Here is a 21,553-nt window from a genome sequence, read left to right on the forward strand (position 1 = left end):
GCCAGCCGCTACTCGTGCTCGCGGAGCGCAATGGCCTCGACGCTGATTTCGAGATCCGGGTATTTGCTCTTCAGCTGGTCGCCGACGCGCTTGTAGAACGGGGCCAGATCAGGCCACCCGCTCCAGATGGTCAGCTTCTCCGCCGAAGCAGGAGACGCAAACGCCGGCACGGCGACAGCGAGCGCCAGCGACAGCGCGGCCGACATCCATGACCGACGCCCCGAATTCGCCGGGCGAATGCTGTCCTCGGAACACGCGATGTAGCCGAACCTGCCGACGGGTCTCATCATGAGGGTCATTCTCGCAATACAGAATGGGACAAATCCTGCGAAAAAGCTCGCATGCAACCGGTTGCGTGTCAATTGCGGTCCGTTGCCGCTTTCGAAGGCCATTGACTAAATCGTCAGCGGCCTCGCCGCTTCAGAGGGGCCGGCCCGGTCGAGGCGCGAATGACGAGATGGGAATTCAGCTTGTGGCGGATCTCGCCCGACACGCCGCCATTCATCTGGCTCAGCAGCAGACCGACCGCGACATCGCCGGCATCGGCGCAGCGCGCCGACACGGTGGTGAGCGGCGGATAGGTGGTTTCGCCGAGGACGTCGTCGCAGCCGACGACACTGAACGATTTGGGCACCTCGACCTCGAGCGCAGCCAACCCTGCCATCAGGCCTTGAGCGACAAGGTCGTCGAACGCGATCGCCGCGGTCACGCCGCTGGCGACGATCTGGGTGGCCGCCAGCCGGCCGGTGTCGTAGGAGGGTGGACGCGCGGGCACGGCGATCACCTTGAGCCCGCGCTTCTCCGCCTCGCGCCGGACGGCGTTGCGCCGTTGCTGGTTCGACCACGACGTCGTGGGGCCGCTGACATAGGCGATGTGCCGGTGCCCCAGCTCGGCCAGATGCGCGATCGCAGCCGCCACGCCCGGCGCGGTGTCGATCAGGACCCGCGTAATGCCTTCGATATCGCGATTGATGAGCACCAGCGGCCGGCGCGTCGCATGACGGCGGATACGCTCTTCGTCCAGGCGCGACGAGGCGAGGACAAGCCCCTCCACCTGGCCGATGAAGCGGCCGACCAGCAGCTCCTCACGCGCGGGATCCTCGTCCGAATTGCCGAGGAAGACGCACAGCCCGGCCTGGTCGGCGCGCAGTTGCGCCGCCCTGATCAGCGGCGGAAAGAACGGGTTCGCGACATCCGAGACGATGAGCGCGACGTTGCCGTGGCGTCCGGTCGAAAGCGCACGCGCGACCTGGTTCGGCACATAACCGAGCTTGCCCGCGACTTCCTTGACGCGCCGGACGGTCTCCTCGGTCAGCATCTCCGGCCGCGAGAAGGCGCGCGATACGGTGGCACGCGAAACCCCGGAGGCCTTCGCGACCTGACTGATCGTCGGCACGACCGATGGACGTCCCTCCCCGCCGCTATCGGAATCGCGCTTCACAGCAGGCCGCCTCCTCTGCATCGCCTCACCTAGACATGCCCCGGCCCGGCCCGGGGCGCAAGCTTGACATGCAACCGGTTGCATCACATTCTCTCCGCGCGAGGGTAAAGTGCAGGCCCGGCAGACCATGGATGAGCATGACGGCTTCGGTGACTCCCTCAATCGCGACGTTTAAAACGCGGGATGCGATGGGCCGGGCGGCCGCCGCGGACGTCGCTGCTGCGCTCCGAGACCACCTCGGACGGCAGAGCAACGTGCGGATGATCTTCGCGGCGGCACCGAGCCAGGCGGAGATGCTGGATGCCCTTGCTCGCGAGCGCGATATCGACTGGCGGCGCGTCACAGCCTTCCACATGGACGAATATCTCGGACTTCCCGCGGATGCGCCGGAGCGCTTCGGGGCTTGGCTGACGCGTCACTTGTTCTCGCGCATCGCTTTCGGCGCGGTTCACCTGATCGGGCAGGAGCCGGATCCGGAGCGGGTAGCAGCACGCTATGCGGCCCTTCTCGGCGAAGCCCCGATCGACATCATCTGCCTCGGAATCGGCGTGAACGGTCACCTCGCCTTCAATGACCCGCCGGTCGCCGATCTGCACGACACCAAGTCGGTCAAGATCGTCGAGCTCGACGCGGTGTGCCGGCAGCAGCAGGTTGACGATGAGTGCTTCCCGACGCTCGGGGATGTTCCGACACATGCGATCACGCTGACGATTCCCCGGCTCCTGGATGCCGACCGGCTGTTTTGCGTCGTGCCCGGCGCGTCCAAACGCGCCGCCGTCGAGCGATCGCTATACGGTCCGATCGGGACCGAGTGCCCGGCGAGCGCGCTCCGCACGCACCCACGTTGCGTGCTGTATCTCGACCAGGATTCCACGCCGCCGCAGCTCTCACTGACACCGGTACGCGCATGACAGATCCGGCAACGCGCGTTTCGGGCCGCGATCCGGAGACCGGACAGAATCGCACCATCGTCATTCAGGACGGCCGGATCACGGACATCGCTCCCGGCGGTGACGATGACGGGCTGTGGCTGTCGCTCGGCCTGTTCGATCTGCAATTGAACGGCTTTGCGGGCTACGATCTCAATGGCCGCCCTGATCTCCGGACGGTCCGCGATCTCGTCACGGCCGTCCACAACAGCGGGGTGTCGCGTTTTGCCCCTACGCTCATCACGGCATCGCATAATGCGATTATCGATGCATTGCGCGCCGTTGCACAGGCGCGTGACAGCGATCCGTTTCTCAAGCATGCAATGCCCTTCGTGCATGTCGAAGGCCCGCACATCGCGCCAGAAGATGGTCCGCGCGGTGCGCATCCGGCCGAACATGTCAGGCCGCCGAGCCTCGACGAGTTCGACGCGTGGCAGGCGGCCTGCGGAAACCTCGTCGGCCTCGTGACGTTGTCGCCGCATTGGCCGGAAACGGACGCCTATGTGCGCGGCCTTCATGCGCGCGGCGTCCGTGTTGCCCTCGGCCATACAAACGCCGCACCGGATCAGATCTCCGCCGCCGTCGCGGCGGGCGCAATATTGTCGACGCATCTTGGCAACGGCATCGCCGCCACGCTGCCGCGACATCCCAACCCGATCTGGTCGCAACTGGCCGAGGACGGGCTGTGGGCGAGCTTCATCGCCGATGGCCATCACCTTCCCCGCGAGACCTTCAAGGCCATGCTGCGCGCAAAGGGGCTGGAGCGAGCGATCCTGGTGTCGGATGCCGCCGCGCTCGCGGGTTGCACACCCGGAATCTACGACGCGCCGATCGGCGGCAAGGTCGAGTTGAAGGCGAACGGCCGGCTGGAAGTCGTCGGCACATCCTTTCTGGCGGGCGCAGCCGTCAGCCTCGTGTTCGGAGTAGCCACGGCAAGACGCATGGCCGGATTGACCCTGGCAGAGGCGCTGAGGCTCGCAACGGTCAATCCGCGTATCCCGTTCAACCTTCCTGCGCTGACGGTGGGTGCGCCGGCCGATCTGCTGCGCTTCCATCTCGGCAAGGATGAATCTCTCGTGCCCGAGACGGTCTATGTCGCGGGCCGTCCTTATCGCTGCAACTCTTGAGGACTGAGACATGAACCGGCTTCGCATCGGGTTGATCGGTCCGGGAGCGATCGGCGAAACACACGCGCGGGCAATACGGGCGCTCGACGATACCGTCTTGTCCGCGATCGCCGGCGGCACGCCTGAGCAGATTGCTGCGTGCATGAATGGCGAGGACGTTCCGGCATTCGCGACCACCGAGGCGATGCTCGCGAATGCCGGGATCGACGCGGTCGTGGTCTGCACCCCGAGCGGCGCACATCATGACGTCGCGCTTGCTGCGATCGAGGCGGGGCGGCACGTGCTGGTCGAAAAGCCACTCTGCGTCGATCCGATTGAGGCTGCGTCCCTGGTCCGCGCCGCCGAGCGCTCGCAGCTGACCTGTGGCGTGGTTTCGCAGCGCCGTCTCGAACCGCAGCACCAGGCGATCAAGACCCTGCTCGACACTGGCCGGCTCGGACAGCCGCGCCTGATCGAGGCGGCGATCCATTGGTACCGCTCCGACGCCTACTACGCGGAGAAGCCGTGGCGCAGCGAAGCCGAGCATGGCGGCGGCTCGCTGTTCAATCAGGGCGTTCACAATCTCGACCTGATGCTCTGGCTATTCGGATCCGTCGACAGTGTTCAGGGCAAGACGGCGACGCTCGGACACACGCACGCCGCCGAGGACACGACGGCGGCGCTGCTCTCCTTCGCGTCCGGCACGTTAGGTGTGATCGTGACGAGCACGGCGCTGCCTCCAGGACGGCCGGCCATGCTTCGATTGTTCACGGACCGCGGCAGTTGCGAGCTCGCAAACGACAGCATCGTGCGCTGGGATTTTGCTGATGTTGCCGAGCCGCCAAGTGCGGCCGGGGTTGGCAGTGCCGCCAGCGATCCCAAGGCCATCGGGATCGGCGGACATATCGCGCAATGGTGCGACTTCGTTCAATCCGTCCGGGAGCGACGGCCGCCTGCGAGCACGTTCAGGGATGGATTCGAGGCTGCGAGACTGGTTGACGCCATCTATCGCTCGGCTTCCGAAGGTCGCGCCGTCAGCCCCAATGAGATCGCAGCGGAGGCCATTCATGCCAGCTAGCTCCGAGATGCTCGACATCGCCATCATCGGCGCAGCCCACCCGCATGTCGAATACGTGCTTTCAGAGATCGCGAACCGCTCCGATGTCAGGGTCGTGGCCGTCGCCGACCATGACCCAGCGCGGCGCACTGAACTCGAACGACGTACGAAGTCGCCCGGCTACGCCGACCCGAATGCGCTTCTGGATGCGCATCGGGTTCGGGCCGCAGCAGTCTTCACCGAATTCGGTCTTCGCGCTCCAATCGTCGTCGAACTTTTACGCCGCTGCATCTTCGCGATCGTCGACAAGCCCATGGCTGTGACCCTGGCCCAGCTTGCGCTTATCGAGGAGACGCTCGCCGGGCGCAATTTGCTCACTCTTCTGCTCGAGAAGCGGTTTTATCCGGTCACGCTCGCACTCCGATCCGTGATCGACAGCGGCCAACTTGGAGACATTGTATCCATCACTGCAACCGGGCCGCACAAGCTGGTCCCAAGCCGACGTCCAGCGTGGATGTTCGAACCATCAACTTATGGCGGCATCCTCGCTGACCTCACGGTCCACGATATTGATCTGGCCCTTTGGTTGACGGGATACACCAGCGGCACGATCAGCGGCTGGATTTCGTCGACCCCGGCTGCCGGCACGACGAACTTTCCCGCGCTGGGGCGTGCTATTCTCGCCTGCGATGGCGGACCGGAATTCGCGATCGAAGTTGACTGGATCCAGCCCGAAGCATCGCCACGGCACGGCGACTATGCCATGCGGATCTCCGGGACAAAGGGTCGTGCTGACGTTCTGTTCGCGGAAAATCGACTGCTCGTCGAGACGGCGACGAGACCCCGGCGCGAAATCGACCTGCCCGTGGGCGCCTCGCCCGCCAGCTTCGTCTTTGATCATCTCGCCCGCGGCGAGACCTTGCAGATTGCGGCAAACGAGGCCCTGCGCGCCACGCGTATCGCAATACTTGCTCAGGAGAGCGCGGCCAACGGCGGAAAACCCATGCGATGGAGTTAACCAATGGCGAGCTGCTGCTCGCAGTGTTCGATGAGACTGGCGAGACCTTATTTGTGTTTCGGCATGGAATAAGGACCCCGTATTCGGGGTAATCGGCATCCAATCGGGACCCCGGGACAAGGGTCCACAGTGGCTTCCATCAAGTCATGGAAGCCGAGGTTGGGATGCTGGTGGTGGAGACGATTGCGAAGATCCGTCGCGCTTATTTTGTTCATGGTCAGCCGATCAAGGCGATCTGCCGGGAGCTTGGCGTATCGCGCAAGGTGGTCCGCAAGGTCATCCGCTCGGAGGCGACGGAGTTCCGGTACGAGCGAGAGACGCAGCCGCTTCCGAAGATGGGCCCGTGGAGTGCCGAGCTTGACCGGTTGCTGGCGGCGAACGAGAGCAAGACGACGCGCGAACGGCTGACGCTGATTCGCTTGTTCGAAGAGCTTCGCGGCCTCGGATATGCCGGCGGCTACGACGCGGTTCGTCGCTATGCGCGGCGGTGGAGCCGAGAGCGTGGCGCCTCGACGACCTCAGCTTATGTGCCGTTGAGCTTTGCGCCCGGCGAAGCCTACCAGTTTGATTGGAGCCACGAAGTCGTCCTGTTGAGCGGAACCACGGTGGTCGTGAAGGCGGCGCATGTCCGGCTTTGCCACAGTCGGATGCTGTTTGTTCGGGCCTATCCGCGCGAGACGCAGGAGATGGTGTTTGACGCCCACGACCGGGCGTTCGCACTGTTCAAGGGGACTTGCCGGCGCGGCATCTACGACAACATGAAGACGGCGGTGGAGACGATCTTTGTCGGCAAAGGCCGCCTCTACAATCAGCGCTTCCTGCAGATGTGTAGCCATTATCTGGTCGATCCGGTTGCCTGCACGCCAGCGTCGGGCTGGGAGAAGGGACAGGTCGAGAACCAGGTCGGGTTGGTCCGCGAACGCTTTTTCACCCCGCGACTGCGCTTCAAGACATTGGACGAGCTGAACGCCTGGTTGCTCGATAAATGTATCGCCTACGCCAAGGCGCATCGGCATCCAGAGTTCGCCGACCGGACTGTCTGGGAGATCTTCGAGGCCGAGCGACCCAATCTCGTGCCTTATGCAGGTCGGTTCGATGGCTTCCATGCCGTCCCGGCCTCGGTCTCCAAGACCTGCCTGGTGCGCTTCGACAACAACAAGTACTCGGTTGCGGCAAGCGCGGTCGGGCGGCCCATTGAGGTCCAGGCTTATGCGGACCGCATCGTGATCCGCCAGGACGGCCGGGTCGTTGCCGAACATCCGCGATCATTCGGTCGCGGCGAGACGGTCTACGACCCTTGGCACTATGTGCCCGTGCTTGTGCGCAAGCCCGGTGCCTTGCGTAATGGCGCTCCCTTCAAGGACTGGGTGCTGCCCGCAGCGATTGAGCGTGTACGGCGCAAACTCGCCGGTGCCGACGATGGCAATCGACAGATGGTCGATATCCTCAATGCGGTGCTGACAGACGGATTGCCCGCGGTGGAAGCCGCCTGCGCCGAGGCGGTCGCTCATGGCGTTCATTCCGCCGATGTCGTGCTCAACATCCTGGCTCGTCAACGTGAACCTGCCCCACCGGCCAACATCATGACGCCGGCCGCCTTGACGCTTCGCCATGCGCCGATCGCCGATTGTGCCCGCTACGACAACCTCCGGAGGACAAACTGATGGAACGAACCCAAATCTTCGATCTCATGGGCGAGCTTAAGCTCTACGGCATGAAGGCCGCCTTCGACGAGATCATGGCGACCGCCGTCAAACGCCAGCACGAACCCCAGCGCATCGTCGGCGATCTGCTCTCCGCCGAGATCAACGAGAAGCAGGCCCGCTCGATCAAATACCAGCTCACCATCGCCAAGTTGCCGCTTGCAAAGGACATCGCAGACTTCCAGTTCGACGCCACGCCGATCAACCAGACGCTTGTCAATGATCTCGCCGGCGGCGGCTTCATCGCCCAGCAACGCAACGTCGTCCTGGTCGGTGGAACGGGCACCGGCAAGACCCATCTGGCCATCGCTATCGCGCGAAGCTGCATCCGATCCGGCGCCCGTGGCCGCTTCTATAACGTGGTCGACCTCGTCAACCGCCTCGAGACCGAGACCCGCAACGGGCGACAGGGCCGGCTTGCCGAGCACCTAACCCGCATGGACTTCATTGTCCTGGACGAGCTCGGATATTTGCCCTTTGCCCAGTCCGGCGGTCAGCTTCTCTTCCACCTCGTCAGCCGGCTTTATGAGCGCGCCTCCGTCCTCGTCACCACCAATCTGGCATTCGGCGAGTGGCCGAGCGTGTTCGGCGATGCCAAGATGACGACCGCGCTGCTCGACCGGCTGACTCATCACTGCGACATCGTCGAGACCGGTAACGACAGCTGGCGCTTTAAAAGCCGCGACGACGATCAAACAACCCGCGCTCGCGCCGTCTCCGCAACCCCGGCCAGCTCCGACGCCGCGAGCGCTACCATCAAGACTCGCCGATCAAAGGGGTCCCCTTTGGACGCCGATCGGGGGTCCCAGTCCAACGCCGATTGACACCTTATTCCCGGAGCTGATGGCCGAGCTCGACGAAATCAAGCAGACGACCGTGTGCGGCCTGGTCTTTCGACGCGACCATTCGCACCGGCGGTCACCTACCCCGCTGCCCTGGATCACAGCCAAGCAGGATCTTCGCTACCCACGCGGGGGCGTGAAGAAGATCGTCCGTGCAGCCGATCTCCGTGAAGAGCTGTCCTTTACATCATTCCGCCACGACGGCTTTACCGAGGGAGCCGACAGCGATCTGACGGACGCCGAGCTCAGAGCCGCCGGCCGCCATCGCTCGTCGCGGCAGTTGCCGACCTATGCAAAGCGCACACGGAAACAGCTAATTTCCGGCACGAAGAAACGGCGAGAAGAAAGAACAAAGACAGCCGGTTTGTCGGAATAGCCACGGCGCGTCTGCCGGAATGACGACCGTAACAAACCCCTAAGCTATTGAAAAGCTTGGTGGGCGTACCAGGGCTCGAACCTGGGACCCGCTGATTAAGAGTCTCATTTTTCAGAAGCACTCACAAACACTTAGCTGTAAAACGCGGCCGAAACAGTACTAGCGAAATCAATAGGTTACAGACGAAGTGTAAATGGCTCGGCCCCTTCTCCATCACCTGCGACCCCTGCGTCCCGAACGCAGTGAATATTTTCTAAGCTCTTGATTTTTATGGGTATGGGAGTGGTTTCCGCCACGTTTTGTTCACGCCTGTTTGGGCCATTTCATTGCGAAATCATTGCGGCGTTTCTCATCTATTCTGCCTGTCGTCTCACAGCAGCCTCATCTCAGCTTCCTCGTCCCAATCGAGATCGCAAAGACCTCAGCTTGGAACGTCGAGGAGCGTCCGCATCTAGATAGGAACGTCTCCTCTAGGCTCGCGTTCGCGTTGCCATCGATACTCTGCTTCGGAAGCTAACATGCAGAGGGAATTTTGGATTGTGATAGGGGCTTTGTCCTCAATCGCTCTGATCGCGAGTATCTGCAACGCGGCGCTGCCGAAAGCTTCGCTCGGTTACAGAGTCCTGCCGAGGTCGGATACGTCAGTGCTCTTGGTGTCGGAGAACAGTCCATATATGCGGAACGAGCGCTAAGGCGCGCTGCCATTTGCGCGTGAGCAGGCTGCCTATTGACCAAAAGCTTGTGCGGTTGACTTAGGCGCGATGCGCAAGCCGCGGCGGCGGGCTCTAGCGCCTATCCTCTCGCCACGTCGAATGATGCCGCCCTCACCCGCCGCCGCTCCGACTATGCGCATGAACAGACCTGGCCCATCTACTTCACCGATGTCCGCGTGGGGACCATTGGCGTGCGCGCCGGCGTACCGTCCAGTCCGATCAATGGGGGATGGTCGTTCGGATTTTATCCCGGCATGGATCATCCAGGCTCCCGCGGCATCGCCGACAATGCGATTGCCGAAAAATTCCCATCTCAGCGGCCCGCAGCGTTCCGTAAGCACGCCACGGGCCTAGCCGGAGCGAGGCCAAGGGAAGTCTGCCTCGCCTTGGCTATGGCTATGTTACGCTTAACTCGTCCAGCCGGCACCTGTTCAATCAGGCCACTGCGAAATTCAACTTAGGCCGCGAGGGGTCAAAGGCCGCAAGCCACCAACTCCACCGGGATGAGTCGGCAAACCTGCGGTGTTTCTGCCGCCCAAGCCGATCGCGCAAGCTATCCAGTTGGCGCAGTTGACGTCTCAAGAGCGGCTTATATCCTTTTCAAGCACGCTTATTGCTACGATTTAACTAGCTGATCCGGCCTGGGTGGGCGATGGGTTACGCCCATCACCACTCGAAAGATCCCCGGCAGCTCATGCCGAACTTCGAAATCACCGAAGAGTGCAGCGCCCTGAACTGAAGAAAAAATGACCGAGGACGTACGAACCGACAAAGCCGAGCGGGCCCCAAAGCCCCTCCCCAGCTTCGACCCTCAAATAGCAAAAGGCGGTCGCTGGTTTGTCGCCGTGACAACCGGTGTTGGTCCGATTTCCCACATCGGGGACTTCGCGACGGAAGCAGACGCCAAGAACTGGATTTCGACCAACTCGAAATACTGGCCCGGCAAACCGCGGCAGAGGCGCGGCCGTCGGTGCTGCGCCAGCTTGAGCTGGGGCGGGTGCTCGGGACAACTCGTGCCGCTTTGGAATTTGTCTGACTCAAATTCGCTAATAAGGTTGGGAAAACGACCGAAGGAATGACGTCCGAGACTGCGCGCGAATGGTTTCCCGATCGCGCCGTTATCAACGTCACGAAAGACCAGCTCATGTCGATGCCAGAGTTCAAGTACTAAGTAACTCTGTCGAAAGGCCTGTGGTGACGGTCGCCAGCTAGGCACGCGATGGAAGCGCTGATCCTGAAATGTCTAGGTTCGGTGCTGGTAGAGAACAGGTTCGCCTCAGTGGAGAGCCCGGAAGCTTCCTATTCAGCCGCGGGGCCGCCAGATGGCTGCGGAACCGGAGAGCCCCCCGGAGTTACGGGCTGCTCCGCGTGCTCCCACCCCGCCGCAAGCTGCATGATCTGCTTGAAATTTAGGATCGACTGCGACAGTTGGCCCTTTCGGACTATTATCGCCACATCGCGATCTTCGGGCAGCAACGCCATCGCTCTCGCGACCGCAGTCGCATCACGCCGTGGTTGGCCAGGACTACAATCTCTTCCGGGTCTAAGACTGCGGGCATTGTCCGTCCCCATGCTGGCCGCAAGCCAGCAACCAGCCGTTGATGATTTCCCACTTGTCTCGCCCCCTCGCATGAAATTTCAGGAGCGGGGAGCGCTTGTCCTGTAATTCGCAAAAGAAACTCAAAGTATCGCGGGCGGTGACCGCCCCACGATCGATTGGCCGAGCCTGAAGCCAACGCCGCCATTCGCGAATAATCAGCAGCTTGCGTTGGGTTTGATAAGTCGACGCGCGTCTCCGCCCCATCAGGCAGGCCCCCGGAAGGTCTGTAAGTCGCGCTGGCTTTGATAGAAGGCTCTATTCGAGAGCGTTAGATAGGCATCCAGACGGTTACCGGGCATCCGCCGTGCCGATGGCACCATCGAACCCTCAATGTGAACGAGAGACCTTAAAGTACTCTAAATCAGGATATGACGCCGTCGGATTTCGACAGACTATGCGCGCCCTAGGACACCTCCGAAATCGAGTGGCCGAGGCGCAGCGACGCGGCTTCTCGATGCAACCGTCCCTTCGACCGTCATGCTGCACGTGCGGACGAAACTCAATTAGCTAGTTTTAGGAACGTGGGGCGCCAAGCGTCGCTTAGTCAGAGCGGCTCAACGATGAGCTATGGCTGATTTTGGGTGACGCGGCCTGATCAGGCGGCGTGGCTTTCAGTGTTCGGAATGACTTCGATTCCGTCGATGAACTTTACACCGGCGATGACTTTCGGCAACTGGTTCGTGCTCTTCAATCGCCGCCAGGTCTTCGATGCGGCGTCGATGAGCTTGAACACCATCAGCTTCGCAGTTTGTTGCGACAGCGATCCCTTGGTCCGCACCGTTCGGTGGCGCACCGTGGCGAAGACGCTCTCGATCGGGTTCGAGCTGCGTAGGTGGATCCAGTGCTCAGCAGGGAAGTCGAAGAAGGCGAGCAGCGCATGGCGATCCTTGATCAGGCACTCCACCGCACGTCCGTATTTGACGTGGTATTTCTCGACGAAGACGTCGATCGCGGTTTCAGCTTCGGCCCGGTGTGGGGCCAGATAGATGTTCCGCAGGTCGTTCTTCATGGGGCCCTGCACGGATTTGGCGACCTTGTCGAGTACGTTGCTCACTTTATGGCACCAGCATCGTTGGTGCCGCGTGCCGGGAAAGGCCTCGTCCAGTGCCTTCCAGAAGCCGAGGGCGCCGTCGCCGATGGCGAGTTGCGGGGCAATCCGTAACCCGCGTTGCCGCAGGTCGATCAGGAGTTCGCGCCAGCTCTGCGCGCTCTCGCGCACGCCGACCTGGAAGCCGATCAGCTCCTTCTTGCCTTCCGGCGTGGTGCCAATCAGCACCAGCATGCATTCGCTGTGATCTTCCATGCGGGCCTGCAGGTACACGCCATCGGCCCAGATGTAGACATAGCGACGCGCCGACAGATCGCGTCTCTGCCAGCGTTCGTACTCGACCTGCCAATCGGCCTTCAGGCCGGCGATCACCGAAGGCGACAGGTTCGGCGCATCCTTGCCGAGCAGCGCCGAGAGTGCCTCCTGGAAGTCGCCGGTCGAGATGCCGCGCAAATAGAGGACCGGGATCAAGGCATCCAGGCTCTTCGTCCGCCGCGCCCATAGCGGCAGGATTGCCGAACTGAAGCGGAGGCGGTCGCCTGGCCCGCTCGCTCCGCGGTCGCGGACCTTGGGACGAGCGACCTCCACCGGACCGATGCCGGTCGCAATCTCGCGCACCGGACCGTGCCCATGTCGGACCAGGCGCGCTCGACCGTCGGGCAGCGTCAGATTGGCCGTGCTGGCCAGAAACGCGCCAACCTCGATCTCGATCGCCCTGGCAAGCAGGTCCCGCGCGCCGGCACGAACGATATCGGTCAGTGGATCATCAACCGCGGACGGCTGACGGAAAGCAAGAACATTGGTAGTCTCGGTCATGGCGTATCGCTCTCCTCGAGAGGTTCTGGCAGGCTCGTCACCCGCCTCGATACGCCGCCTTCCTCACACCGTCATCACCCAGATTCCGCCATAGCTCCTCAACGATGATGCTTGCTGTTGCACTACTAAATCATTTGCCATCGATGTCCTGTGAAGGCGCGCGGCTACATCGCCGTCGTGCGGTGGTTGGATAAGTGCGCGACTTGCGCAGCACGCGCCACGTGTTAGACCGCGCCCTCACATCGAAGCAGCGCGTCTTGGCAAAAAAGAAAAAAATAATTCGCCGCGAGTGGACGAAGAACGATATCGAACTTAAGGCGCACTCCAAACTGCGGACGCCGGTCGCGAAGATTGCGAAGGAAAATGAGCGACTGTTGGTGCGCTAAATGAGAAGCTCTGAATGAGCTCACCAAATTCCGATATTGTTTTAACGCTCACATCTGCGCGATAAGGCGCAGACTGCAACGTCCGTCAGGGGCGCCGGAGAGCTTTCGCGGTCTTGGGTTGAGGGCTCGCCTACGCCAACCCCGGCGAGCCCCATCTCAGTGAGGAAAACTGACGTACTTGGTTATCCCAAAGTGTGAGCTAGATGACATTGCGCCGCGGCAAAGTTGCTGTAGGTTGCCGTTCACCGGGGCTGGCTCCATATTTCACTTAGATCTTTTCACCCGGATTTTTTTGACAATACGCGGGCGGCAGCCTGCCCCCCAGGCTGCGGCCTTTGTGCCTTTACCGGGGCGACAATGGCTATTTCAGTCAACGATCGAGACACACTTCGCCTGATCAGTGCTTTCCAAGAGATCAATAATCGTCGTACACGCCGCGCAATTCTCTTGCTCCTCGAAGAGCTCGCCCAGAAAGAAGATTCAAGCAGGCGCGCCTCCAAGGGAGACCATTAGCGGTCATGTGGTGGTTCTTGGCTGCTTCGCTCTGGTCATCCTGGGAGCCGCAGCGCTGCTGTACTCTACGTTCGCGGTCTTGCCGGAAGATGATCGGCACTTTCCCTTCGATGACTGACAAAAAATCCCGCCCGACGCTGCCGCCGGCGGGAGTTGGCTTAAGACCGCGACCGGGGTTACCCGGATTATCCTTGGGACGGCACTTGCCGCTGTGGCGGCGCTGGCGTGCCGTGCCCACGCTGCAACGTGCCGCTGGAGGGGCAACCGCCTCAGATGCCCGAGGGATTTAGGACAGTGTTCGACAAGGACAGCTGGCGACATTGAGGCGCGCGAACGACGCACCCTTGTGATTTAATTTGACGACGTGATTAATGAGTTTTAATATGCATTAAATTTCGCGATTATATGGAGGCAAACCATGAAAATCGCGTTCGGTGCTCTGCCGACGACAGCTTTGGCCTTCACCCTGATGATTTCTGCGCCGCCTGCGCTGGCCTGCAATGGCAATGGCAACTGCGAAAACGCGCCCGGCCATAACAAGTACAACGTGAGCGGAGCTCCTGGGCCGATTGCGGGCGCTGGCTTACCGATGCTCGCCATTGGCTATGGCGTCTACTGGCTCGTTAAGCGCCGTCGTAAGGTTGACTGACATATATGGTCTCTGGAGACTGCTTCCCGAGGAAAAGCCTGCCATACCTGATATTTTGGTGGGTACTTCAATCGGTCGCAACGGTCTGCAGGCCAAACCCGAATAGCGCGATGGCTAGTCTGCCATAATCAGCAACACCCCGCGGGCGAGGCGCTGGATTGTGATCCCATATTCAAATGAGTGGGTTGCGCTTGGTTCATCGCGAATGTCGAGGCAATTGCCGCGTGGCGAATTCTTCGCGGGGCTATTCGCTCTCGGTTGTGTAAGTGGCCTCGCATCAAGCATCATCCAATCAGTCAACCGGCATGGATGGGCGGAGGCGCTTTTCAATACCTTCGGGATTAGCATAATTGTGTGGATCTCGTGTGCCGCCGGCGTATCTCTTGTTCTTCAAGACCGAACACTTCGGGTGCGTCCGTCGGACCTCGCCATGGGGGCAGGTTTTGTCTGCCTGGTCGTTCTTCCGATCGGAGCCCTGAGCTGGCTCGCGGTAACCGCTCTAAGTCTCTACGTCATTCTCTCCACCAATGTCGCCTCATCTCGACGGGGCGCTTTCATACTACTGGCTACCACCGTGCCCATGCTTTGGAGCCGATTGCTGTTTCAGTTTTTTGCCAACCTAATCTTGCAAATCGACGCTTCACTCGTTGGCTGGATATTGGGCACTCACCAAACCGGGGACATCGTGGAATTCGCTGACGGGTCCGGAGTTCTTGTAATCTGGCCAGCTTGTTCTTCGCTCGCGAATGTGTCTCTTGCAGTCCTGTGTTGGGTTACCGTGAGCCAATTGGTGGGTCCCAGAAATTCCGCTTACGATCTGCTGTGGTGCCTTTTGGCCTGCATTTCAGTAATAGCAGTGAACGTCGCGCGGATAAGTTTGATGGGCCTGAGCCAATGGCATTTCGCTACAGTCCACGGCGCATGGGGAGATGCGGTCGGCAACACAATCATACTCGTCTTGATTGTCGGCTTCAGTGTTCTCGGGGTGAGGCGTGAACTATTCCGGCGCATTTAGATGGTCCATCGCTGCCGTGCTTTTGCTGGTCATTGGATGGAAGATCGCAAACCAGCCCGAAACTCAACCTCATTTGAACGACAACCTTATCAAATTCTTTGAACGGAACCACTTCACCGTCGTCGTGACCGACGGGGTGGTGAATTACACACCGATCATCCGGGCGACCAGAGCCTCGTGCCATCTGCAGGTTGCAACACTTAGTCCTAACGGCTCGGACCGGGATCTCATTCGGCACCTTGCTGTAGGTTTTGATCGTTCATTCGTCGTCTTCCGCGGCACGGTGTACGCCACACAGCCAGTATTATGGACGGTGCTAGATTACTTTTGGTCCCGATTTCTTCGCGAGCTTGGATTGACTGAGCACATTACTTCCATCCTCAGCGTCGCCTTGAACTCATCGTGCAATGCCGAACAACTGCCGTGGGGTGAGCTTCAACGTGTGCATGGATGAGCAATGCTAGTGTGACGAACAGGGCCCGCAAATACTTGACCAGCTTGTCGGTTGCGGCGGGCGTCTCCCTGCGCTTGTCCTGGCTGGCCTCGACGTCCTCTTTCCGGTACGCCGCGAAGGGCATGTTGCCGGCCGTCTGGCAAAACCGATCCAGAACGCTCCGCTTGTCCGCTTGCGTGAGCGGATCGAAGCCCTTGAACTTATTCGAGCGATAATACTTATCGACCAGCCAATAGAAGGTCTTTTCCCGCGGAAGCGTGGGGGGCGCCGACGCTTTCCCCTCGATCGCCTCCAGCGCCTCGAAGTAGGCCTTCATAAACGCCGGGGTGATGCGTCCGTCGCTGTCCTCAAACGTCTCCCTGATCCGGATTTTCCGGTGTCCAGGCTTGCGAACGTAATAGCGATCGTTACCGTTCGGGTCCGGATCATAGACGCAGTATTTCAGCCGCGTCTTGATCACGCGACGAATCCATCGAATGGATTTTTCGAATAGGACCCGTCGCGGAGCCGCTCCCACGCCTCCAAGACTTCTCCCGTGTCCCAGAGAACGACGCCGTCGATCTTGCGGCCCTTGGGCATGCGGCCACTGTCGCACCATCCTTGAAACGTGGTCGTCGACACGCCCAATGACGCCGCAGCCTCATCGCGACGTAGCGCGAAGCGAGGTACGGACATCAGACGGTGGCGCGACATGCTGTAAGGCTCCATGGGCGCTCGGCCGACCAAGCCACAAGCGCGTTCGTGGATCGCATCTCTGCGAAACCGAGGCCCATGAAAGACGGGAATCTGTTTCGCGCTTAACCCTGGTCTGGGGAATGCAGTCGTTAGAAACTCTAAGTGAACAATGGCGAAGCAAGGGCAGAGCGCCGATGAGGGCGTCGACACACTCGCGTCGAGACAGAGCATAGTGTCGGATAGTGAGCGGAAAGTGAGCGGATAGCGAACTCGCCGGGACGTGACCGACGGTGGCGACGAGCCGAGCCGAACGATTTTCCTCATATGACCAAAGACCGTCAGGGTCGCGCAAGGTGACGCGGAAGGTCCTACGTTTCAAGGGATTGCGGGGTGGTTCCCCACGATTTACCGGCAAGAACTGGGGCGCCGCCTCGCGCAAGCACCTGCAGAAAAGCCCGGCGCTGAGGCCGCACCTTGAAACAGCCCGCTTGACGTGCAGCGAGCATGCCTGCATCATATCAATCCAAAGGCGTAAGTTTGTGGACCCTCAAATGGTCTGGGTCATAATCGGCTGCACGTTGCTGATTATCGTCTGCCTCGGCGGCGGCCGGCGGCTCGGCCAGATCATCTTGGGCGCGCTGGCCCTGATCGTGGCCGTCCTTGTGCTTGCATCGGACTGGATCAGGCAGATACCGCCGATAACGATAATCGAGCTGCTGATCGTGGCTGTCGGGTTCATCACGTTCAGGATCTTGCGCCGCCGCAAGGTCAATCTCGACCTCGCCAACATGCGGCGACACGACCAGACTAGGCAGACCGACGAGCCGTAAGCGGCAAACTTCCTCGACGCCGACGGGAAGCGAGCTCGTCGATGTCGTGCTGATATAATGCGCGGGCCTGTTTTCCACACCCACGACGCGCAGTGGCTCGCGCTCTCTAATTTTGGTCTTCGCGGTCGTTGTCATCTGTCCCGGCCTTCGATCGACGCTTCTCGAACAGACGCTTGATTTGATAAGCGGCCTCGATCAGAGGCGGCGTCAACGAGAAGAATGCACCTAGCGCGACGGCGATGATGGTATGCCGGATCGAGACCAGATCCTCTTCGGCGAAATGGTGGCTGTTACGGTCGGCCGGTGCAGGAGCAAGACCCGCAGAGCTCGGGCCGTCAGGCTTCCTCGGTCTCCGGGGCGGCGTCATCCCAACCACAAAAAGTACGTTGATCAGCAGCCACATGCCGATGATGAGGAAAAAGATCTTCATGAAAAACCAGCGCAAAAGCCAAAATAAGAGCTAAGCCCGCTCCTTCAGGCCGCGCAAGTTGTACTTTCGCAATTGACGCGATTTAGTAAACCGCGCCAGCGCCTAAACGGTCGTCGATTCCACCCGGGTAGGCAAGTTAAAGGCCGTAGGCGCTGCCCTTGAGCAGCTCCTACGGCCGACGTCGCGACGTTCCGCACGATCGACGCGGCACGAGGAAGAATACCACGCGGACGGTGCCCGACCCTTGGACCGCCATTAGAATGTGGCTGGCCCGACGCCGGGCCAGCGGAGGGGCCCCTGCCTACCCCTTCCCTGCAGCCGGGGCCGTCTCTCCGCCATCTGTAGTATCGGAGTAAGCGTATGCGTTCCTCGCCGTCCATCGTGCCGACCGATCGTCTCGGTGCATCCGGACCTTTGAGGCACGGCAAGCGTTGACGCTCCGAACACCAGGGCAGGATCGTGAACCTGGAGCGTCGGACGTGAGTATAGTCCCTCTGGAATTTGAAAGACGGTTCGCGCAGCGGTGGGCGGCCAGATTTCAACGGCCCATCTCACCAGTACAGCAAGTGCGTCAGCCCCCCAGCGAAGGTTGGCAGGTCGTCAATAGCTCGAAGCGAAATAAATCACCTGCCAAGAAGAGGCGTCAGCGCATGCAGAGCCCGCAGGCTCAATAGCCGGCGGGACATTCGTCGTTCACCGTCCGAGCGGTCGGCGGTGCGTCATCGGCCGCTGCCGGTCGCGGTTCCTGTGCGTTCGGCGCCAGCGGTTCGATGGCGGCATGCCTCGGAGCTGCCCGTTGCCAGACGCGCAAGCACGCCGGCCGACGGCTCAAGATCACCTTCGGCGAGATGCGAGAGATGGGTGTGCGCGGCGTCCTGGTCTATTGCCATTGTGGCCATCACGTCGCTCTGGACGCCGTCCGCTGGCCGGACGATGTAAGGCTCTCGGATCTCGAGCCGCGGTTCGTCTGTCGGGGCTGCGGTGGCCGCGGCGCCGAGGTTCGGCCAGACTTTGAGCGCGGAACCAGCAGCTTGCAATCGTGGGCCGTGGCAGCCCCAGCACCCGGCCGGGGGACGTAATGATGCTGGGGCCTCCGGACAGGCTCTTGCCTCGTGGGACCGAGACCGTCACCGCAGAACAAAAGTCGCCCGCACCCGGCATGTTCCCAGCCAAGTCCTCATTTCTGCTGCCTCGCAGTTTCGCTGACCCATGGTGGTATCTGGCTTGTAGGAACGGCGGCCTTCCGGACTAGTTGCCCCTGACGCCGAACCAGGGTTTTCGCCATGGGTTTTTGGAACATTACCTGCTCGGTCATCATCGCGATCGTAGCCTGCGGCTCTGCCGCACTTGCGGGGGATGGTGGTCGTGCAGCTGGAGTGGCTGGGGCAAGCCGTCCTGGTGGTGCTAAGCAACGCCTCTTAATCATCCGCCGCCCGCTTCCAATAGAAGGGCCTGCGTCTAACGGCACCGTTGGCGTTGGGGCGTCAAGCTCCAAGCTCAACTCGCGGATCGACAGCAAGATGTAAGAACGCGGGCCAACCGCGATAATTCGGTCAGAAATCAGGGATTTGTCGCGGCCGAATATCCATCAATAGATGCCGTCAGCCTCGCTCGACCTCACCCATGAAAAAGCCCGGCGGTGAGGCCGGGCCGTATTCTTCAAGGGGGGCTATCGCGATAGTGCTTCAGCCTGCGCCTCCGCATCGAGTTCGGCGCGGTTGGGATGGAGGGCGTGGAAAAGCTGACCCCTCCGCTGCTCCACGGATTTGGCGAGCTCGACGATTTTATGGCCAAGCGTCGAGAACATGGTGCCATCGTCGAGGTTAAGTGTATCGGCGACCCGAGCGGTGATGTTCCCATAGTCGACGAGGGCCGTAACATCGTCCTCCATGTCGCCGATGATCTCGTACGGGGTCCGGTCGTCCGAGGTGTCCACCCCTCCCTCCAGCTCCTGAATCACTCGCAGGATCTCGCCCTTGTCGATGCCGCCCTCGGAGGTGTCCGCCTCGTCGAGTGTTTGCGCATCCGGCACCGCCTTGGCGGCCTTCGCGGGCTCGGCGGCAGCCTCCGAAGGCTCGAGGTTGGCTCTCAGCTTCTCTATCCGGTCCAGGAGGTCGTGAACGCTGAACAACAGTATCGACGTCTCCTGCTCTGGGAGACGGTAGTAGTCGGAATCGTCCTCGCAGAGCCGGAGATTCTGCGCTGATCGGATTGCGATGTGGCCCACCACCTGAATGTCGGTAAGGCTTCGGTCGATCCCTTCGAGGTGCTCTTGATGTTGATCGCTGATGCCGACCTCCCGACTTGCTCAGCCAAGAGTTCTTCCGCGCTCGCGAGAACGGCGTACAGAGTTTCAGGTTCTTCGAATGTATTGTCGGGCTTGCCGTAGGGAGAAAGCTTCCCGCTTTTCACCCCGTTTACGTAAGCCACCAACGCCAGCAGGCCTTGCAGCGTCGTTGGAGCGGTGGATGTCAGATCGTCTCGGGTCTTTCCTTCGCGGTTAAGGCACTTCTTTTCTATCTTGGGGTCCGGACCGAGGGTCCCGGGGGCCGTCTTGAGTCCCTGGTAAAGCTCCCTCATCGCCTTCTGATGCTTCTCTATCGCGGCGTACACCGGGTCCGTTGTGGTATTCTGCTTCTTAGCTTTAGCCATGGCATCACCATTGGTTGGAGTCAGCAGTCCGCGGGTGCTTCCAACACCCGCGGACTGCGCTATCACTATGGACAACTAGCACATGTTGTGCTATTCAAAGGCAGATGTCAATCACTTGTGCAGGGTGGTCGATGCTTCTAGAAGCTGACGTCATGAGCGATGATGAGAAAAAAGATATCCGCATTCCCGTCATGATGTCTGCCAGCGAGGTGGCGGCCATTGATGCGTGGCGACGCAAGCAGGAAGACCTGCCCGGCCGTTCCGAGGCCATCCGACGGTTGGTCGAGACGGGGCTGAAGTCGAAGGGAAAATAGAATGTCCAAGGCAACTTTGCTTGGAGTTATAGCTATCACCTTCTTGGCGATGAACGCTACTCGGGCCGCGGACTCGCTCAAGATTACTTGCACTGGCGATATGTTGGAACCCGGAGGGGTCAAGAAATCACCTGCTACTACGTTGACCGCGATTTTGAGTCCCGCAAATAGAGCGACGAAGGTGTCCATTGATTTTGGCCAAGACACCATTAGCCCGCGTGTGTTGAGTAACAATCCGCTTCAACTCAAGTTTCGCACCAAGGACTTCACTGGTGAATATTTCCACTACAGTGGCGATATGTTTCTTGTTTACAGATCAGGAAACCTCGCGCGATTGAACTGCACACCGCGCTGACCGCTTGGCGCGATGCCGTTCGCTTCATGAGCCTCGAGGACGGTAGCTCGATGACTGAACCCATGACCGAAGACCCCATCACACATCCCGAAGAGATCCGTGGAGGTTTTGAGCTGCGTTTGGGCGAGAAGATCAGCCTCAAAGGCCAAGGGCGAATTACGCCAGCAGGAATTGTTTCCGCGGGCATTATCACCGTTGCAATCCTGGTCGCCACGGCTGCCCTAGTCAGAGCGGCTCGACGATGATGCTTGCTGTTGTGCGGACGCCGGTCGCGAAGATTGCGAAGGAAAATGAAGCGCACTGTCGGTGCGCTTCGTGAGAAGAGCCCGCCAGATTCCGATATTGTTTTAACGCTCGCATCCGCGCGATCAGGTGCAGACTTCTGCGTCCGTCAGGGCCGCCGGAGAGCTTTCGCGGTCTTGGGTTGAGGGCTCGCCTTCGCCAGCCCCGGCGAGCCCCATCTCAGTCAGGAAAACTGACAAACTTAGTTATCCTAAAGTGTGACCTAGATGACATTGCGCAGCGGCAAAGCTGCTGTAGGTTGCCGTTCACCGGGGCTGGCTCCATATTTCACTTAGATCTTTTCACCCGGCATTTTTGACGCGGCGCGGGGAGCTATGGCGGAATCTGG

General features: G+C 60.7%; 20 protein-coding genes and 2 pseudogenes. 13 read left to right on the plus strand and 9 right to left on the minus strand.

Annotated features, from left to right (window positions below; all coding sequences use genetic code 11):
* Window positions 1–8 precede the first annotated feature (8 nt).
* The gene (locus J4G43_RS37895) at window positions 9–290 is read right to left on the minus strand and encodes a hypothetical protein (RefSeq protein WP_225005346.1); all 282 of its coding nucleotides are present in this window, start codon (window positions 288–290) and stop codon (window positions 9–11) included.
* 113 nt (window positions 291–403) lie between these two features.
* A complete protein-coding gene (locus tag J4G43_RS37900; RefSeq protein ID WP_208088039.1) occupies window positions 404–1,441 on the minus strand; it encodes a LacI family DNA-binding transcriptional regulator in 1,038 nt (345 codons plus the stop codon).
* A gap of 188 nt (window positions 1,442–1,629) precedes the next feature.
* Here J4G43_RS37900 and J4G43_RS37905 point away from each other — a divergent pair, with 188 nt between their 5' ends.
* The 7 genes and pseudogenes from J4G43_RS37905 (at window position 1,630) to J4G43_RS37935 (ending at window position 8,472) form a co-directional block, all read left to right on the plus strand.
* A complete protein-coding gene (locus J4G43_RS37905; protein WP_208089527.1) occupies window positions 1,630–2,352 on the plus strand; it encodes a glucosamine-6-phosphate deaminase in 723 nt (240 codons plus the stop codon).
* Window positions 2,349–3,497 carry an N-acetylglucosamine-6-phosphate deacetylase gene (locus tag J4G43_RS37910; RefSeq protein WP_208088040.1) on the plus strand — a complete coding sequence of 383 codons (1,149 nt, stop codon included), beginning with the start codon at window positions 2,349–2,351 and terminating at the stop codon, window positions 3,495–3,497. The genes J4G43_RS37905 and J4G43_RS37910 overlap by 4 nt, the downstream gene beginning before the upstream one ends.
* Window positions 3,498–3,507: 10 nt before the next feature.
* Window positions 3,508–4,554, plus strand: coding sequence for a Gfo/Idh/MocA family protein (locus J4G43_RS37915; protein ID WP_208088041.1), 1,047 nt, complete (start codon window positions 3,508–3,510; stop codon window positions 4,552–4,554).
* Window positions 4,555–4,561: 7 nt separating this feature from the next.
* Complete coding sequence (locus J4G43_RS37920) at window positions 4,562–5,551, plus strand: Gfo/Idh/MocA family protein (RefSeq protein WP_225005348.1); 990 nt, start codon at window positions 4,562–4,564, stop codon at window positions 5,549–5,551.
* A gap of 164 nt (window positions 5,552–5,715) precedes the next feature.
* A pseudogene (istA, locus tag J4G43_RS37925) lies at window positions 5,716–7,255 on the plus strand (IS21 family transposase).
* Complete coding sequence (istB, locus tag J4G43_RS37930; protein ID WP_208083951.1) at window positions 7,215–8,078, plus strand: IS21-like element helper ATPase IstB; 864 nt, start codon at window positions 7,215–7,217, stop codon at window positions 8,076–8,078. Before istA ends, istB begins: the two are co-directional and overlap by 41 nt.
* Before the next feature lie 19 nt (window positions 8,079–8,097).
* Window positions 8,098–8,472: a hypothetical protein gene (locus J4G43_RS37935; protein WP_208088043.1), complete on the plus strand. Its 375-nt coding sequence runs from the start codon at window positions 8,098–8,100 to the stop codon at window positions 8,470–8,472.
* 2,908 nt (window positions 8,473–11,380) lie between these two features.
* Here the strand turns inward: J4G43_RS37935 and J4G43_RS37940 are convergent.
* Window positions 11,381–12,649: an IS256 family transposase gene (locus J4G43_RS37940; RefSeq protein ID WP_038952271.1), complete on the minus strand. Its 1,269-nt coding sequence runs from the start codon at window positions 12,647–12,649 to the stop codon at window positions 11,381–11,383.
* A 194-nt stretch (window positions 12,650–12,843) separates the two neighbouring features.
* On the opposite strand from J4G43_RS37940, the gene J4G43_RS37945 reads away from it, so the two are divergent.
* On the plus strand, window positions 12,844–13,035 hold the full coding sequence (locus J4G43_RS37945; protein WP_208089623.1) for a hypothetical protein: 192 nt from the start codon (window positions 12,844–12,846) through the stop codon (window positions 13,033–13,035).
* Window positions 13,036–13,966: 931 nt separating this feature from the next.
* Window positions 13,967–14,197, plus strand: coding sequence for a hypothetical protein (locus tag J4G43_RS37950; protein ID WP_208088044.1), 231 nt, complete (start codon window positions 13,967–13,969; stop codon window positions 14,195–14,197).
* Window positions 14,198–15,592: 1,395 nt separating this feature from the next.
* Here J4G43_RS37950 and J4G43_RS37955 read toward each other — a convergent pair.
* The 4 genes from J4G43_RS37955 to J4G43_RS37970 all read right to left on the minus strand — a co-directional run bounded on the left by J4G43_RS37955 (window position 15,593) and on the right by J4G43_RS37970 (window position 17,601).
* On the minus strand, window positions 15,593–16,126 hold the full coding sequence (locus J4G43_RS37955; RefSeq protein ID WP_208088045.1) for a hypothetical protein: 534 nt from the start codon (window positions 16,124–16,126) through the stop codon (window positions 15,593–15,595).
* The gene (locus tag J4G43_RS37960; RefSeq protein WP_208088046.1) at window positions 16,123–16,359 is read right to left on the minus strand and encodes a helix-turn-helix transcriptional regulator; all 237 of its coding nucleotides are present in this window, start codon (window positions 16,357–16,359) and stop codon (window positions 16,123–16,125) included. Before J4G43_RS37960 ends, J4G43_RS37955 begins: the two co-directional genes overlap by 4 nt.
* Window positions 16,360–16,859: 500 nt before the next feature.
* On the minus strand, window positions 16,860–17,306 hold the full coding sequence (locus tag J4G43_RS37965) for a hypothetical protein (RefSeq protein WP_208088047.1): 447 nt from the start codon (window positions 17,304–17,306) through the stop codon (window positions 16,860–16,862).
* Window positions 17,278–17,601, minus strand: coding sequence for a hypothetical protein (locus J4G43_RS37970; protein WP_208088048.1), 324 nt, complete (start codon window positions 17,599–17,601; stop codon window positions 17,278–17,280). The genes J4G43_RS37965 and J4G43_RS37970 overlap by 29 nt, the downstream gene beginning before the upstream one ends.
* Before the next feature lie 778 nt (window positions 17,602–18,379).
* Between J4G43_RS37970 and J4G43_RS37975 the strand changes: the two are divergent.
* Window positions 18,380–18,680, plus strand: a pseudogene (locus tag J4G43_RS37975) (hypothetical protein).
* Window positions 18,681–19,270: 590 nt separating this feature from the next.
* On the opposite strand, the gene J4G43_RS37980 reads toward J4G43_RS37975, so the two are convergent.
* Window positions 19,271–19,732, minus strand: coding sequence for a hypothetical protein (locus J4G43_RS37980; RefSeq protein ID WP_208088049.1), 462 nt, complete (start codon window positions 19,730–19,732; stop codon window positions 19,271–19,273).
* Window positions 19,699–20,253 carry a hypothetical protein gene (locus tag J4G43_RS37985; protein ID WP_208088050.1) on the minus strand — a complete coding sequence of 185 codons (555 nt, stop codon included), beginning with the start codon at window positions 20,251–20,253 and terminating at the stop codon, window positions 19,699–19,701. The genes J4G43_RS37980 and J4G43_RS37985 overlap by 34 nt, the downstream gene beginning before the upstream one ends.
* 152 nt (window positions 20,254–20,405) lie before the next feature.
* On the opposite strand from J4G43_RS37985, the gene J4G43_RS37990 reads away from it, so the two are divergent.
* Genes J4G43_RS37990 through J4G43_RS38000 form a run of 3 tightly spaced genes read left to right on the plus strand, consistent with a single transcriptional unit; the run spans window position 20,406 to window position 21,167 of the window.
* On the plus strand, window positions 20,406–20,567 hold the full coding sequence (locus J4G43_RS37990) for a hypothetical protein (RefSeq protein WP_208088051.1): 162 nt from the start codon (window positions 20,406–20,408) through the stop codon (window positions 20,565–20,567).
* A 1-nt stretch (window position 20,568) separates the two neighbouring features.
* Complete coding sequence (locus J4G43_RS37995; protein ID WP_208088052.1) at window positions 20,569–20,922, plus strand: hypothetical protein; 354 nt, start codon at window positions 20,569–20,571, stop codon at window positions 20,920–20,922.
* A 50-nt stretch (window positions 20,923–20,972) separates the two neighbouring features.
* Window positions 20,973–21,167 (plus strand): hypothetical protein, encoded by a 195-nt coding sequence (locus J4G43_RS38000; RefSeq protein ID WP_208088053.1) that lies wholly within the window; start codon window positions 20,973–20,975, stop codon window positions 21,165–21,167.
* The last annotated feature ends 386 nt before the right edge of the window (window positions 21,168–21,553 follow it).

This window comes from Bradyrhizobium barranii subsp. barranii (genome assembly GCF_017565645.3).
Lineage (GTDB): Bacteria > Pseudomonadota > Alphaproteobacteria > Rhizobiales > Xanthobacteraceae > Bradyrhizobium > Bradyrhizobium barranii.